At 35.7% G+C, this 16,217-nt stretch carries 8 protein-coding genes and 3 pseudogenes; 4 read left to right on the top strand and 7 right to left on the bottom strand.

Annotated features, from left to right (window positions below):
- Nucleotides 1-121: 121 nt before the first annotated feature.
- The 4 genes from gyrB to OPR49_RS05470 all read right to left on the bottom strand — a co-directional run bounded on the left by gyrB (nt 122) and on the right by OPR49_RS05470 (nt 4,742).
- On the bottom strand, nt 122-2,509 hold the full coding sequence (gyrB, locus tag OPR49_RS05485; protein WP_265026884.1) for a DNA topoisomerase (ATP-hydrolyzing) subunit B: 2,388 nt from the start codon (nt 2,507-2,509) through the stop codon (nt 122-124).
- A gap of 216 nt (nt 2,510-2,725) precedes the next feature.
- Nucleotides 2,726-3,334, bottom strand: coding sequence for an SCO family protein (locus tag OPR49_RS05480; protein ID WP_265026883.1), 609 nt, complete (start codon nt 3,332-3,334; stop codon nt 2,726-2,728).
- Between the two features lie 44 nt (nt 3,335-3,378).
- A complete protein-coding gene (gene dnaQ, locus OPR49_RS05475) occupies nt 3,379-4,074 on the bottom strand; it encodes a DNA polymerase III subunit epsilon (RefSeq protein ID WP_064124802.1) in 696 nt (231 codons plus the stop codon).
- Nucleotides 4,075-4,091: 17 nt separating this feature from the next.
- Nucleotides 4,092-4,742 (bottom strand): Tim44/TimA family putative adaptor protein, encoded by a 651-nt coding sequence (locus OPR49_RS05470; protein ID WP_265026882.1) that lies wholly within the window; start codon nt 4,740-4,742, stop codon nt 4,092-4,094.
- A 164-nt stretch (nt 4,743-4,906) separates the two neighbouring features.
- Here OPR49_RS05470 and secB point away from each other — a divergent pair, with 164 nt between their 5' ends.
- Nucleotides 4,907-5,410, top strand: a complete 504-nt coding sequence (secB, locus tag OPR49_RS05465; RefSeq protein ID WP_264338747.1) for a protein-export chaperone SecB — start codon at nt 4,907-4,909, stop codon at nt 5,408-5,410.
- A gap of 198 nt (nt 5,411-5,608) precedes the next feature.
- Here the strand turns inward: secB and OPR49_RS07780 are convergent.
- A pseudogene (locus OPR49_RS07780) lies at nt 5,609-5,737 on the bottom strand (WPE palindromic element domain-containing protein); the annotation flags it as partial.
- A gap of 280 nt (nt 5,738-6,017) precedes the next feature.
- Between OPR49_RS07780 and acnA the strand changes: the two are divergent.
- Nucleotides 6,018-8,603 (top strand): aconitate hydratase AcnA, encoded by a 2,586-nt coding sequence (gene acnA, locus OPR49_RS05460; protein ID WP_265026881.1) that lies wholly within the window; start codon nt 6,018-6,020, stop codon nt 8,601-8,603.
- 175 nt (nt 8,604-8,778) lie between these two features.
- On the opposite strand, the gene OPR49_RS05455 is transcribed toward acnA, so the two are convergent.
- Nucleotides 8,779-10,032: an MFS transporter gene (locus OPR49_RS05455; RefSeq protein WP_265026880.1), complete on the bottom strand. Its 1,254-nt coding sequence runs from the start codon at nt 10,030-10,032 to the stop codon at nt 8,779-8,781.
- A gap of 410 nt (nt 10,033-10,442) precedes the next feature.
- Between OPR49_RS05455 and putA the strand changes: the two genes are divergently transcribed.
- Entirely contained in the window at nt 10,443-13,583 is a 3,141-nt protein-coding gene (gene putA / locus OPR49_RS05450; RefSeq protein ID WP_265026879.1) for a bifunctional proline dehydrogenase/L-glutamate gamma-semialdehyde dehydrogenase PutA, read from the top strand.
- Nucleotides 13,584-13,724: 141 nt separating this feature from the next.
- On the opposite strand, the pseudogene OPR49_RS05445 reads toward putA, so the two are convergent.
- A pseudogene (locus OPR49_RS05445) lies at nt 13,725-14,860 on the bottom strand (transposase).
- A 416-nt stretch (nt 14,861-15,276) separates the two neighbouring features.
- Between OPR49_RS05445 and OPR49_RS07775 the strand changes: the two are divergent.
- Nucleotides 15,277-16,199, top strand: a pseudogene (locus OPR49_RS07775) (IS110 family transposase).
- The last annotated feature ends 18 nt before the right edge of the window (nt 16,200-16,217 follow it).

The following is a 16,217-nucleotide window of genomic DNA, read 5'->3' as shown; positions in this document are numbered from 1 at the left end:
CAAATAACTGGATTCCAGTGTCAAGCACTGGAATGACACCGTTATAAAGGAACCAGTGTCAGCTACTTGAATGACACAGTCTTTGCTTAAACCCGTAACGTTCGTACATTTTGCTAAAAGTTCAAATATCAACATCATGCACGTTGAGTGCATTGCTATTAATAAAATCACGGCGTGGTTCAACTATATCACCCATTAGTATTGAAAATATGGAATCAGCTTCTTCACAATCTTTTATTTCAACCTTTAATAAAGTTCTAGCCTCAGGATTTAACGTAGTATCCCATAGCTGATCAGCATTCATTTCACCAAGACCTTTAAATCTCTGCAGAGTTAAACCTTTTTTACCATAGTCCATTATTATTTTTGCAAGCGTACTTGGAGAAGTGATTCTTATTTCAGTTTCTTGTGACTTTAAAAATGAATCACCATTAAATAAATTACTTATACCATCAAGCAAACTTAATATGTTTTGCATATCTTTGCCTTCAAGCATACTAAGTGCAAATATATATTTTTCTGCCAATCCTTGAAATAATTTAGAGATGTGAATTTCTTTTTCTTCATCTTTTATTTCCACTTCCCAAGTGTATTCGCTGTACATTAACTTCAAATACTTTAATATCTCATCAGCCGATGATAGAGCATTCTTTTTACTTAAAATTAGCAATGACTCTAAGAGATTTTGTGGTATTTCTCTATCATAATTTTTGCTAATATTAGAAGTGCTAACGCATTTATTCAAAATAAGGCGCAAGTCGTTAAATTCTGTAGCTGTACCACTTAGTGTTAATCTTTTAACTGCTGAGTTTATTATATACTCTTCAAAAGTTTCGTCATCTTTAATATAAGTGTCTTTAGCATTCTTTGTAACTTTATATAGGGGTGGCTGTGCTATGTATAAGTAGCCTTTTTCAATAACTTCACGCATGTGTCTAAAAAAGAAAGTTAGAATCAAAGTTCTTATATGTGAACCATCAACATCTGCATCTGTCATGATGATAATTTTATGATATCTAGCTTTTTCAATATCGAAGTGTTCACTCCCTATTCCAGCACCAATTGCAGTAATTAAAGAGCCTATTTCTGCAGATGAAAAAATACGATCTAAACTTACACGTTCTACGTTTAGAATTTTTCCTCTTAAGGCAAGCACTGCTTGTGTTTTACGATTACGACCCTGCTTTGCAGTACCACCTGCTGAATTACCCTCTACTATAAATAATTCCGATAACTCAGGGGCTTTTTCCTGGCAATCAGCAAGCTTTCCTGGCAGAGTTGCAATATCAATATTATTTTTGCTTTTAACTAGCTCTCGTGCTTTTCTTGCGGCTTCTCTTCCTTTTGCTGACCTAATTGCTCTTTCTACTATGCTTGCCGCCAATTTGGGATCAGTTTCAAGGATTGTGCTCAATTTATCAGAAACTATACTTTCTACAACTGCACGTGCTTCAGAACTAACTAGTTTATCTTTTGTTTGTGAAGAAAACTTAGGGTCAGGCATCTTGAGAGATAAAACACAAGTTAAACCTTCTCTAACGTCCTCTCCAGTTAAATTTACTTTTGCTTTCTTTAAAAACCCTTCATTAGTTGCATAGTTATTGATACATCTAGTTAGTGCAGATCTAAATCCTGCCAAATGCGTACCACCATCTCGTTGCCGTATATTATTAGTGAAACACAACATATTCTCATAGTAGGAATCATTCCATTCCATCGATATTTCCAAGCTGATGCCAAGATCTTCTGCATCTCCTTTCATACTGGCAATTTTAGTTACATGTGTCTTATTCTTATCTAAATACTGCACAAAATTTGCTGTACCAAAATTGTCTTTAGATTGATTGCTCTGATTGAAATGAGATTCTGTATATGGTTCATTGCGCAGATCACGTAAAGTAATGTCGATATTTGAATTTAAAAATGCTAATTCTCTTATACGACTTTCAAGCGTTGAGTAACTGAAATTAATGCCATTAAAAGTCTCTGTTGATGGCATGAACGTGACTTTAGTTCCTCTTTTGTTTGTATTTTTGTTGACTACCTTTAAAGGTTCAATAGACTCACCATCTTCAAAACGCATAAAGTGTTCTTTCTTATTGCGCCAAATAGTTAATTCCAACCAGCTTGATAATGCATTCACAACTGAGATTCCAACACCATGTAATCCCCCAGAAACCTTATAGGTATTGCTGTCAAATTTACCACCAGCATGGAGTTGAGTCATTATTACCTCTGCTGCTGATATTCCTTCTTCTTCATGAATGTCAGTTGGAATGCCACGACCATTATCAGTTACAGATACTGAACCATCTGCATTTATACTAACTTCAATTTTATCACAATATCCAGCTAAAGACTCATCTATTGCGTTGTCAACAACCTCATATACCATGTGGTGCAAGCCAGATCCATCGTCAGTGTCACCAATGTACATACCTGGACGTTTCCTTACAGCATCAAGACCCCTTAAGATTTTTATTGCATCGGCATTATAACTATTTTCCATTAGATTGCTTCATTTATACACGTTGATTGATGTTACATTCAGATATACTAGTTAGCAACATTTTTAAACTGATAACCCATATTAAAAGCACAACTTTACGAATGTTTATTTTTGAAGACAGCAAATAGTGTCATTCCAATGTGTCTTCCAGGTGGAGATTAAATTATAACGCTCATGCAGTTGCGCACTCGACTAATTAACAGAAAAATCTATAATTTAGTTTACGTATTTTCTGATCTCAGCCAAAATCTTATCAGATTGACTTTCGTCTGAATTTAAATCGGCTGCAAAGTGTGTAACGTATTTTCCTCCAGGGCCAATAAGATATATTATCGAAGAATGGTTGATTTCTTCTTCTCCACCAACTTTGCTTGCATATACTTTGTATTTCGCAACTACTTCGTCTATTTTTTCTCTTTCACCAGTTAACATTTGTATTCTATGGTCAAATTGCTGTTGAAATTCTTTAAGTCTTTCCGTGCTATCGCGCTCAGGATCAACTGTGATAAAAAATGTTTGTAGCTTGTTGTTAGTCTTCTCATCTAACTTTGCAAGTGTTTCTGAAATTATTCCAAGGTTCATAGGGCAAATTCTTTTGCATGAGGAAAACCCAAAGAAAATCATCATGTATTTATCTTTAAAATCACTACTGTGCAGGGTCTGTCCGTCCTGATTAATTAAAGAAAAATCTCCGCCTATCTTAACTTCTGCGTTGTGAATCGCTGCTGGGGCAAATATGCCTTTTTTAGTGAAATAACAATAACCTAAAAAAACGACTGCTAATGCTGCTAGCATATTAGATAATAATCTTATAAACCTTACCATTAGGGTGCTCTCAGTAAAATTAAATTGTATCTTTATTGGTTGATCTATTCAATATATTTATTCCAAAGTGTATTGTTAATTTTGTCTAACAGTTTTTTATGTTCATCAATTTCTTCACTATTTGGTGAATGTTCTCTGGGAGTTAGATTACGCACTTTATGCTGAACGAATGTAGAGTTACTGTCCTGATTGCATTCATTATCAAACAGAAAGGTTTGTAACCCTCCTGTAAGTTCAACATATACCTTTGCAAGCAATTGAGCATCAACTAGTGCTCCGTGCAATTCTCTATTCTCTAGCGATATATCAAAACGCTTACATAATGCATTCAAAGAAGCAGGTGATCCTGCGAATTTTTTCCTCGCAAGAGGTAATGTATCTAGCACTCTATCTGAGGAAATTAACCCAGCATTCAGCTTGCTTAACTCCATGTTCAGGAACTTAACATCAAATTCAGCGTTGTGAATTACCAAAATATCATTAGATATAAAGTCAAGAAATTCAAGTGCAACATCTGAAAATAATGGTTTATCTTCTAAAAATTCTTCACTAATACCGTGAATCTTAAACGAGTGATAAGGTATATCTCTTTCTGGGTTAAGGTACCGATGGAATACTTTACCTGTTGGAATACGATTAATTAATTCCACACACCCTATTTCAATAATTCGATGACCAGATTCAGTGTCAAGACCTGTCGTTTCAGTGTCAAGTACTATTTCGCGTAGCTTGCTTTCCATTTCAAATAAAACTCATCTTACTTATCATTTGTCTTATCGTTACTTGTCTTTTTATAGTGAATAGAAACAAGCAACCAGCTTGGGTCTGATGAATTAATATTTTTTTTGAATTGCCATACATCCTCAACTTTATTAATGGTGGATGTACTACCTGATATTATATTTTCTGAGCTATCTTTAATAAAGTTAATTTGCTCTGAAAGGAAATATACTGCAATAAACACTACATTTTTTACTAGCTTTATTTCTAAAATCTTTTGTGAAACGACAGAAACAATTATAGACTCGTGCACCTCTTTACGATGTTTAATCTTCTCTACGAAGTTGTTGTATAAATCTTTATCCAAGAGAGATTTTAACTGGGGCAGATTTCCTTGATTGAAATACTTTATTATTAATTCAAAAGCTATGCTTGAACCTTCTATAAAGTGGGAAATGGAGAAGTTCTTGTTTTTTTGTAATATTTGTTCATAAGTAACTTTTATTGAACTTTTGTTGTTGCTATCAATGTAACCCTCAATGTTTTCTACTACATCTTCTCTACTTCGGCTTACATCCAATACACTAGTTAGGTTTTTTAGGTTGAGGTTGGCTGACCTTCCTAAAGAATTATACAAACGTGAAAAAATGAACGCCGCTAATAAAGCATATATTACAAGCTCTATCATAGTAACTCAACTCCTTGGCATATAAAGTATCCGAACATTATTAATTATTAATGAAAATATGTTTTTCATATCAACTTATAATCAGGTTTGCTATTTGTTTGTAAATGAATATATTATATAAGAAAGTATTAAATATCTCAACTTAATTAAAGGAGACGTAAGAAATGCCACAACAAAAAATGAGAATTCACGGTCAATATGTTAAAGATCTATCGTTTGAGAATCCGAATTCGCCATTCCTTTCTTCTAGCAAAGCTCCAGATATTAATGTAATGGTTAATATCAATTCAGCAAAATTAGAAGGAATGGAAAACAAAGAAGGAGTGAATGAGGAAAAATCTTTCCATGAAATTACTTTGCATATAGAAGTCAGAGCAACGATAAAAGATGAAGGTATAAAAGATGGCGTGGCTTTCATTTGTGAAACGAAATATTGTGGCATTTTTTCAATAGAAAATTTAAAAGAGTTGAGTGAGGAAGAAGTAAGACAAGCTTTGTTTATTGGCGGACCTACTTTTCTTTTCCCTTTTGCAAGAGAAATAATTGCAAGAGTTACAAGTAGTGGTGGATTTCCCCCACTGATGCTAGATCCTATAGATTTTGAAACTATGTATGAGCAGCAAGGTCAACAACAAAAAAGTAACGGTAGTAATTCCAATTTTAACTAATACAGTGTAATATATAGCTGAAAATAGCTGTGCTACTGAGGTACCAAAGGAGGAAATATCTGAAATGAAGCAGAATATGCATAATAATTTTGAATGTGATCTATATATCCAGTTGTCATCCAAATGTACTTCATCCTTGTCATCCAGGTGCAAATTATTCTTGTCATCCCAGTGCGTGACACTGGGATCTAGTTCACAACTGTACGAACGTTGCAATGTGACACGATGTTGCATAATAAATGATGTCATTCCAGTGCGTGACACTGGAATCCAGTTCTTATTATACAGCTATCTGGTGTACTTATTTAAAATTAAGTTTTCTGGATCTCAGTGCCAAAGCACTGGGATGACACCCTTCCTGGCGGAGATTATTCTCAAATCACAATGTTCGTACAGTTGTGGATCCAGTTTCGTTGTTCAATTTCATCAAAAGTGTTGTATAGCGTGCTTATTTGCAATCAAATTTTCTGGATCCCAGTGTCTGGGCACTGGGATGACATTGGTAGTTATGCTTACTCTACTGCAACACGGGACGTTCGTACAGTTGTGTGTCATGCACTGGAATGACATCATTAGTTGATTTTTCATTTAAAAATGGTTATGCAGGATGAATAATTCTTTAAACGCAAAAACAACTTTAAACATTGACGGGAAGTCATACAAATACTTTAGCCTTAACGCTGCTGGTAAATTTTTAGGGACAGATGTAACTAAATTGCCCTGCTCACTTAAGGTTTTGCTTGAAAATTTATTGCGCAATGAAGATGGAGTAAACGTAAAGCTGGATGATATAAGAGTACTAGCAGGCTGCGTTAATAAACACACTAATCACGAAATTAGCTATAAACCAGCAAGGGTGTTGATGCAAGATTTTACAGGGGTTCCTGCTGTTGTTGATCTAGCTTCAATGCGGAGTTATGTCAAGAAAAATGGAGGCGATCCAAGCAGCATAAATCCGTCTGTGCCCGTTGATCTTGTGATCGACCATTCTGTTCAAGTAGATAGTTATGGAAGTGTTTCCGCATTCAGTAAGAATGTTGAGCTAGAAGTAAAAAGAAATTTGGAGAGATATCAATTTTTAAAGTGGGGGGAATCGTCCTTCACAAATTTTAGAGTAGTGCCACCTGGCACAGGGATTTGCCACCAAGTAAACCTTGAGTATTTAGCGCAAGTTGTGTGTAATGATGATGGAGTCATATATCCTGACACTTTAGTTGGTACTGACAGTCATACTACAATGATTAACGGGTTATCAGTCCTTGGTTGGGGTGTTGGAGGCATAGAAGCTGAGTCTGTGATGCTTGGTCAACCAATTAGTATGGTGATTCCAGAAGTAGTTGGGTTTAAATTAACTGGCAGACTGCCGGAAGGAGTAACTGCAACTGACTTAGTGCTAACAATTACAAATATTCTCAGAACGAAAGGTGTTGTTGGTAAGTTTGTAGAATTTTATGGTGATGGTTTAGATTATTTATCTTTGGCAGATAGAGCCACTATAGCAAACATGGCCCCAGAGTATGGTGCAACTTGTGGGTTTTTTCCAATTGATCAGAAAACGCTAGATTATTTAAGCTTAACCGGAAGGCCAGAAAAGCTGATTAAGTTAGTTGAGGCTTATGCGAAAGAGCAGGGATTGTGGCGTGGCAATAATGAGTTAGCATTTTTTGACGCACTAGAACTTGATTTATCAAGCGTGAAGCCAGTAATGGCTGGTCCCAAAAGACCACAAGATAAGGTTTTTCTTTCACAAGTGGCAGAGTCTTTTTCTAAATCATTTTCAGTTAATGAGTCAAAGGAAAGCGATAAACTCCAAGATGGAAGTATAGTTATTGCAGCAATAACAAGCTGCACTAATACTTCAAATCCAAATGTGATGATTGCTGCAGGTCTTGTAGCTCGTAATGCAATTAAACTTGGATTAAAATCAAAGCCTTGGGTTAAAACTTCTCTTGCTCCAGGGTCACAAGTTGTAACAGAATATTTAGAAAAGTCTGGATTGCAGGTAGATCTAAATGCTTTGGGTTTTAATCTAGTTGGATATGGTTGCACAACTTGCATTGGGAATTCTGGTCCACTTAATAAAGATATAGAAGATGGCATTAAAAACAAAAACTTAACCGTTGCTGCAGTTTTATCTGGCAATCGTAACTTTGAAGGAAGAATTCATCAGTTAGTCAAAGCTAATTACTTGGCATCTCCACCACTTGTTGTTGCATATGCACTTGCTGGTACTGTGCAAACTGATTTGACAAAAGATTCAATATGCAAAGATAAGAATGGAAATGATGTCTATCTCAAAGATATATGGCCAACAAACAATGAAATCGAAGATTGCGTTAAAAGTGTGGTAACACGTGAGATGTTCATACAAAAGTATAAGGATGTTTTTTCTGGTGATGAACATTGGCGAAAGATAAAGTGTGAAAAAAGTGAAATTTATAATTGGGATGCAAACAGCACTTACATACAAGATCCGCCCTATTTTGATAATTTATCACCTAAAAATAATAAAATCGATATAAAAGGTGCACAAATATTGGCAATGTTTGGCGATAGCGTAACCACTGATCACATTTCCCCTGCTGGAAATATTGCCTCAAGTAGTCCTGCAGGTCTATATTTAAAAGGGCTTGGAATTGAACCACAGGATTTCAATTCATATGGATCTCGTCGTGGTAACCACAATGTAATGATGCGTGGGACTTTTGCTAACATTAGAATAAAAAATGAAATGGTAAGCATCGAAGGCGGCTATACAAAATATATTCCTTCTCAAGAAACTATGTCGATTTTTGATGCAGCAATGCGCTACAAGGAAGCTCTCATCATTGTGGCAGGAAAGGAGTATGGCACAGGTTCAAGTAGGGATTGGGCAGCAAAGGGTACTTCATTGCTGGGGATTAAAGCTGTAATTGCGGAAAGCTTTGAGCGTATACATAGGTCCAACTTAGTTGGTATGGGTGTTCTTCCGCTTATATTTAAAGATGGAGTAACTAGAAAGATATTTGATGGTAGTGAGGTAATAGGCATAAAAGGTGAAATAGTGCCAGGTGGAAATCTAGAATGCATCATCAAAAGAAAGGATAATTCAAAGCAATCAATTCAACTCAAATGCTGTGTACAAACCGCAACTGAGATTAAATACTTGATGTGTGGTGGAGTGTTGAGCTACATACTTGCACAATCCTTTTAAAGTTATTGCAGTAAGATTATAGCAGTATTGGAAGTTTATTGTCTGTAAGTTTTAAGTAAACACGCAATTTTGTGTTGATAATTTTTCAATCGTTGTTTTTTTTTATTTGACGCTCTTCTCTGCTGCCAGGTTACTGTCTTGACTTCTGCAGAAATGAGTATAAAAAACTAACCAACTATTTGTTGGTTAGTTTTTTTGCCTTCAGGCTTATAACTAAAACTACTGTACCACCTAAACAAGCACAAATTGGAATGGTACTAAGAGCATATTGATAAGCATAAAGATCATACAACTTAACCCCATCTTCACTTAAAGTTCCAGACCAAGATAAGTCTAGGATTTTGCCTATCACGGTGTGAAAAAATGAACCGCCTAACATGTTTATGCTGTTTAAAAATGCTGTAACAGTCCCTAAATTTTTCATCTCTACTAATTCGCTACCTACAGCAAACATTATAACTTGGTAGCAGCACATAATCCCTACAGAGAAAAGGAGACAAGATAGTGCAAGTACATCGTATGTTTTGTTCATTAAGAGTAATATAAAAGCTGGTGCCGTACTGAATCCGCACATTGCAATAACGGTATAATTACTCAATTTTTTGCTGAGCCAAGCTAATAATGGTCCACCAAGAAGTATACCGAAAAATATAAATGACGCAATACCAGCTGCATCACCTCTGTTTAAGTTATAGGCTGTCGCTAGATATGCAACTCCCCAAACATCAGCAAGTCCTTCTAATGAGCCTGCCATCAGGAAATGAGAGAGGGCCAAACACCAAATCAATCGGGAAGTAAGGATAGATTTCAAATTACCTATTTTAAATTGCTCGTCTGAAGCCATAATTTTTGTATTTTGTGGTAGACGCAAAGCAAAGTATGCTGCAAAACCAATTATTATTGATATTACTCCAAGTGTTAAAGCAACATTTTGCCATTCATAATTTTCTATTAGTAAACTTATGGGTTTGCCTCCGTAAATCGCACCCATAAACCCCAAGGTAAATGAAAAACCTATCATTTTTGCATATTGATCTTTAGGAAACCACTCTGAAACTACCTTAGAAACACCTAAAAACCCAGTTGCAGAGCATGCCCCTATTAAAAATCTACCTAATACTGCCAAGTAGAAATTGTTTGTATATGTAAACATTAAAGTAGCAATACCACAAAACGTAGCGGACACAAATACAACATATCGTGCACCAAATCTATCCAGTAAAATTGCAATTGGTATTTGCATTCCAGAATAACCACAATAATAAAATGCTGCAAGTACTCCAAAGTGGCTAGCACCTATAGAGAACTGATCCATGATCTGATGCATCATTAGTCCAGGCCAAAGACGTAAGATAAACTGATATGCAAAAAAAGATAATGGAAAAAACCACATAAAAAATGGCAAATATTTATGTTTGAGAGTAGACATAAGAACCTCATTTATATTTAAAATTTTGACAGTAAAAAATGATTATGAAGATATATATCGGCTTTAGCCGACAAGAATGAGGGGAGTAGTGATAAGATTGGAGTGCTTGTAATACATCAAACTTTAAATTATAAATATAATTCTTATTTTATGCTAATAAGCTTTGCCATAAAGTCAACAACTTTATTTCTGTAATATCACATTTATGGAAATTTTTCTCAAAAAGGTAGAGATTTTAAGAAAAATTAAAGGAAGGGAGCGTTACTAATTTCTCACAAAACTGCACTTGCGGCTCCCATTTAGGCTTTTTCATCCTAGCTCTTTTGTAAATAACAATTTGCTCTGTGCAAAGTTATGATATAATTTCACCATACATATGGTGTCAGAGTATTTTTTGGAGATAATTATATATGATAAGCTCTATACAAGAACCTAATGAACTCAGAAAACGTTTACAAGGGTTTTATCGTACTGATGAAAAGAGTTATATACGTTATCTTGTAGAAAAAGCAGAGCTTTCAGCTGATTCAAAAAGTAGAATTTATAATATTGCAAAACAAGTTATTGAAAAAATCAAACACAATAAATTAAGTATTGTAGATTCCTTTATGCAGCAATACTCGCTTTCCAATGATGAAGGAATAGCATTGATGTGCCTTGCTGAATCGCTACTTAGAATACCAGATGATTATACAATAGACGAGCTAATCAAAGATAAAATTGCCAATCAAGAATGGAGTAAATATTTAGGATATTCTTCTTCATTGTTCGTCAATGCTTCCACGTGGAGTTTAATGATAGGTAGCAGTATATTGAGAGATAATGAAGGCGATTCGAAGTTCTATTACGCAATTTCTAAGTTACTTAAGAATTTAGGAGAACCGATCATTCGCAAAGCAGTAAAACAAGCAATGTCTATGCTTGGTAATCATTTTGTTGTTGGAGAAACCATAGAAGAAGCTTTAAGGTACGCAAAACTAGATGACAATAGTAAGTTTTTATACTCTTTTGATATGCTTGGCGAAGCTGCTCACACAACTGAGGATGCAGAAGAGTATTTTAATTCATACATGCACTCAATAAAAGCTATAGGTGAATCCACTGAAATAAATGATTGTTTTAAATCCCATGGAATTTCAATCAAACTTTCTGCTTTACACCCACGTTATGAATTTAGTCAATTTGGCCGAATTGCTGGTGAGATATTCACTCAGGTTTTAGAGCTCTGCCGCGAGGCAAAAAAATACAACATTTCACTATGCATAGACGCAGAAGAAACAGAAAGGCTTGAAATTTCCTTAATCTTGTTTGAACAATTACGGCTTGATGAATCACTTTCTGAGTGGGAAGGGCTCGGCTTGGCTGTACAAGCATATCAAAAACGTGCTTTGTCTGTTCTTGACTTTGTAGAGGATGTTGCTATTCGATCAAATCATAAAATTATGGTGAGGCTTGTAAAAGGTGCATATTGGGATTCAGAAATCAAGTGTACGCAAGAATTGGGATTAAATGATTACTCAGTATTTACAAGAAAAAGCTATACTGACGTATCTTACCTCGTGTGCGCACAGAAACTTTTGAGTAAACCAAACAGCTTTTACCCATGCTTTGGAACTCATAACGCCTATACTTTTGCTTCTATCATGGAACTTGCTGATAAAAACCACCCTGGATTTGAATTTCAACGCTTACATGGAATGGCAAAAGACTTATATGATTATGCAATGTCAGAGCTTGCAACAAATGTTAGCTGTCGTGTCTACGCACCCGTTGGGGAACATAGTGACTTGTTGCCTTATCTTATAAGACGCCTTCTTGAAAATGGAGCTAATAGTTCGTTTGTTAATCAAATAAGTGATCCTAACGTTAAAATCGATGAGTTAATTTCAGATCCACTGGAAAAAGCTATAAATTTTAATTATGAACCTCATCCAAGCATTCCATTACCACAAGATATTTTGGGACCAGAAAGAAAAAATTCCTTGGGAATGGATATTAGTGATTCTGTGATAGTTTCACAATTTGCAAATGATATAAAGGATTTTAGTGAAAAAAAGTGGCAAGTTGGACCAATAATTGATGGAAAGGCACTATTTGATAGTGCTGAATTTATCGAAGTAGTGAATCCTGCACATTTGGAAAATGTAATTGGAGAAGTGTCAAGTGCAACAAGCGATCAAGCTTTAAACGCTCTTGAAATAGCACATAGTGCTTTTACTAAGTGGCAGAATGTTTCAGCAGTAGAGCGCGCTAAATACCTCGAAAAAGCTGCAGATTTGCTTGAGGAAAGGATGAAGGAGTTAATTTACATTCTGATTGTGGAAGCAGGAAAAATTTTATCCGATGCAATAGCAGAAGTAAGGGAAGCAGTTGACTTTCTGCGTTATTATGCAATGATAGCAAAGAATGAACTGAGCGACTGGAAAAAATTGCCAGGTCCAACAGGTGAAGATAACTTCATCTTTTTTGAAGGCAGGGGAGTTTTCTTATGCATATCACCATGGAATTTTCCACTTGCTATTTTTCTTGGGCAGGTTTCAGCTGCACTTGCAGCAGGTAATGCAGTGCTGGCAAAACCGGCAGAGCAGACACCTATTATTGCTTATGAAGCTGTCAAAATACTACATGAAGCTGGAATACCAAAAAATGTGTTACACCTCATTCCTGGGGATGGTGGATATTTAGGCAAAATATTAGTTCCAGACAATAGAATTGCCGGAGTAGCTTTTACTGGCTCAACACAAACTGCTCAAATAATCAATAAAATGCTTGCAAATAGGGATGGTCCTATCGTGCCACTTATTGCTGAAACAGGAGGGCTCAATGCTATGATAGTTGATAGCTCTGCTCTTTTAGAGCAAGTGGCTATGGATGCTTTGCTTTCTGCGTTTCGTAGCAGTGGTCAACGCTGTTCTGCACTTAGAGTGCTGTTTATTCAAGAGGACATAGCAGAGAAGCAGATAAAAATGATATGCGGTGCAGCGCAAGAACTCAAGATTGGTGACCAAATACAACTTAGTACTGATATTGGTCCAATAATTGACAAAGCATCTATCGATATGCTAACTCAACATACGCAAAAAATGTCAGAGGATGAAGATTCAAATCTGTTATTTAAACTACCCATGGATACAAATTCTCATAATGGTTATTTCTTTCCTCCATATATTTATGAGATACAAAAAATTTCGCAATTAAAGCAAGAGGTATTTGGTCCTATTTTACATATCATACGTTTTAACAAGTCACAATTAAATGAAGTTATAAGTGATATAAATAGTACTGGATATGGGCTTACGTTTTCTTTGCAGAGTCGTATACAAAGTCAAATTGACACTATAAGTAAAAAAATATCAGTTGGAAATGTCTACATCAACCGCAACCAGATAGGTGCAGCAGTTGGGATACAACCATTTGGTGGTAGAGGACTATCTGGCACTGGGCCAAAAGCTGGTGGTCCTCATTATTTACAGCGTTTTTCTACAGAAAAAGTTGTAAGTGTTAACACTACAGCATTTGGTGGTAACACTACACTTATGTGTTTGGATTAATTTGCAGGCCCTAATTTTTCTTACCCCTAAACTAGACGTTCGTGCAGTTATGTACACAGCGCTAAAATCCGAAAAGGACCAGCTCATGCACTGAAATAAATCGTATCCGTTCAGCCAATGGCGTCAACTTAAGAACTTTCATTAGCAAACTCTCCTAAAGACATGATGGCGTTTAGGCTTATCTACTTTATTGCGGCTGTCCCGGTCGGATTTTAACTTTAGCGCGTATACTTAAAAAGGGCTTGAAAGTTTTTTGGTGCAATAAGTACCTGATAGAGTTTCTGCCTCATTACACCAAATAAAACTGAAAAATTTAAACGATACTCAGTAATTTGATCTGGGTTCCAAGGCCCTTGTGCATCACACATATGAAGCGATAATATATTGCACATGACCAAGTTTGCCCAAAATTCTTGTAATACAGCCTCTCCAGAAAAATTCTCTAACTCTGCTCCTACTTTGAGTCGTTTCCTCTATGTGCCACCTTAACACATAAGCTTTGCTCCAAAGTCTCGGTCAAAAACTCTGTTTCTCAGTTGGCTAATGTCAGCACTATAACTCTTACTTTCTGTCCTTTCATTTTATTTTTTAGCTTTTCATTTTCTAATATAAAATCAAAATCTAATTCGCCAGCGTTCCCATAGCTTACTATAATTTCTTTTTTGCAAGCGAAAAATAAAATCTACTTCCAAATCATAATGCTGCTGAATGAATTTTACTGAAGACGATCATAGATAAATAATAATTTCTCTTGATTTAATAAACGCATTTGAGTGATAACTTCGGGTAATTGCTCTGCCGCCAACGTTTGTTCACCTATATTCCAAGCTGCAAGACGAGCACTACAAATCAGCGAAGTACACAAATCAACAAACAAATTGCCAATGGTGCCTGTTGTTCCATTTGGTTCAAACTCGGATACAATTTCCCCAGAGCTGGGTAATCTCATACCAGAACCATCTGCTGCAATAAGTCTATAGCCTCTCCAACTCAGGTTCATCCTGATAGGCTGTTTGGATGCTTAAATTCTTGAAAGCCTGTATGGCAAATCTTATACCTTGCTTTAGAAAAAGCTTGCTTTGAGGGTACATGTCAATGGCTCCATAAGTTCACATTCTATTCCCAAACTTTTTTTAACTAACTTTAAAATCATAGAAAATACTGTCGAAAAAGGAAGTTTTCTTGTTCGTGTAAAACTCAACACAATGGATTTTCTGAAAAGTTTTCGAGTATATTGCATTTTTAATTTGTAAGATAAGATCTTTTCCTTTTTGCATGCCTCACCTAAAAAAGACACATTTTAAACTTTTTTGTTGCAATAAAATAGAAACAAAAGTGCTGTCCCTTGCACTCTTTGGATAATTTAATGATAAAAAATTTAGAGAGAAATTTTATACACTATCGCTGATATTTTTCCTTAAGTTGACGCCATTGTGTGAACGGTTACGGTTTCCCGTCTTCACCATGCTGTATAGAAAAAAGTCTGGATTGTATCTTAAAAATAGTCAAAAGACTATAATAAGCAAAGGAGTGATACTGTGTCTGGATCGGTTGGTAAAAACCGTTGGAATCTTAGTAAACTCCTGGCTTAAAGCAAAATGTAGTACGAACGGTAGGTGGATCTAAAAGATCGAATTACAATCCTGTATACAGCATTTTGCATTATTGTTTGATGATATTTATAGGTACAAAAATGGCTAGAATAATTTTCATGGGAGTAGATGTTTCCAAGGAAGCATTGGACATCTCAATTAATGGCAAGTATAAGCGCATAGCAAACGTGAGTGATGCTATATCTAAGTTTATAGAAACAAATATAGTCGATTTACCCATCAAGTTATGTGTAAACTGGTGGCTATGAAAAGCTCATTATAAAATTGTTGCAAGATAACTGTCCATAAAGCTCACCCGAATCGGGTATATGCATTTGCCAAAGCTTGCAATCATTTTGCAAAAACTGACAAGTTAGATGCTAAATTACTGGAAAAATACGCTGAATTTGTCAGTAAAGACGGTGAAGTAAAAGGATGTATAATTCCACAAAAGCAAGAGGAATTAAAGGAGCTGGGGGCAGTTGAGCGTAATTTAAATGATGCAATTCATGCAAACAAGTGTCGCCTGCAAAGTGCGACGGGAAAAGCTAGAGAATACATAGAAAGACAGATAGGGTTTGCTGAAAAACAATTGAAAGAAATTAGGCAAGACATAGAAGACACAATAGATTCTGACCCTGAATTGAAAGGAAAAAATGAGCTTTTAATCAGCTATAAAGGTATTGGGTCAAAGACGGCGAGCGTTCTACTGACAGAGGTGCCTGAGCTTGGTGGATTAGAGAATAGAGAAATTGCATGCTTAGTTGGAGTTGCACCTAAAACTAGTGAAAGTGGAAGAAAAGTTGGCAAAGCTCAAATCAAAGGAGGCAGGTTTTATGCAAGAAAAGCACTATACATGTCAGCTCTTGTTGCTATGCGCCACAACAGAAAAATGAAAGCGTTTTATCAGCGTTTGGTTGATTCTGGCAAAGCTGCTAAGGTTGCATTAGTTGCTGTCATGAGAAAAATTATCGTTTGTTTAAATGCCATGATAAAAAATAACAACTTTTATCTTGACTCTTAAGACGGTAGATGACAGACC

The organism is Wolbachia endosymbiont (group A) of Bombylius major (assembly GCF_947251895.1).
Classification (GTDB): domain Bacteria; phylum Pseudomonadota; class Alphaproteobacteria; order Rickettsiales; family Anaplasmataceae; genus Wolbachia; species Wolbachia pipientis.
Note: the sequence above shows the minus strand (reverse complement) of the source record. Positions and strands in the feature narration are given on the sequence as shown.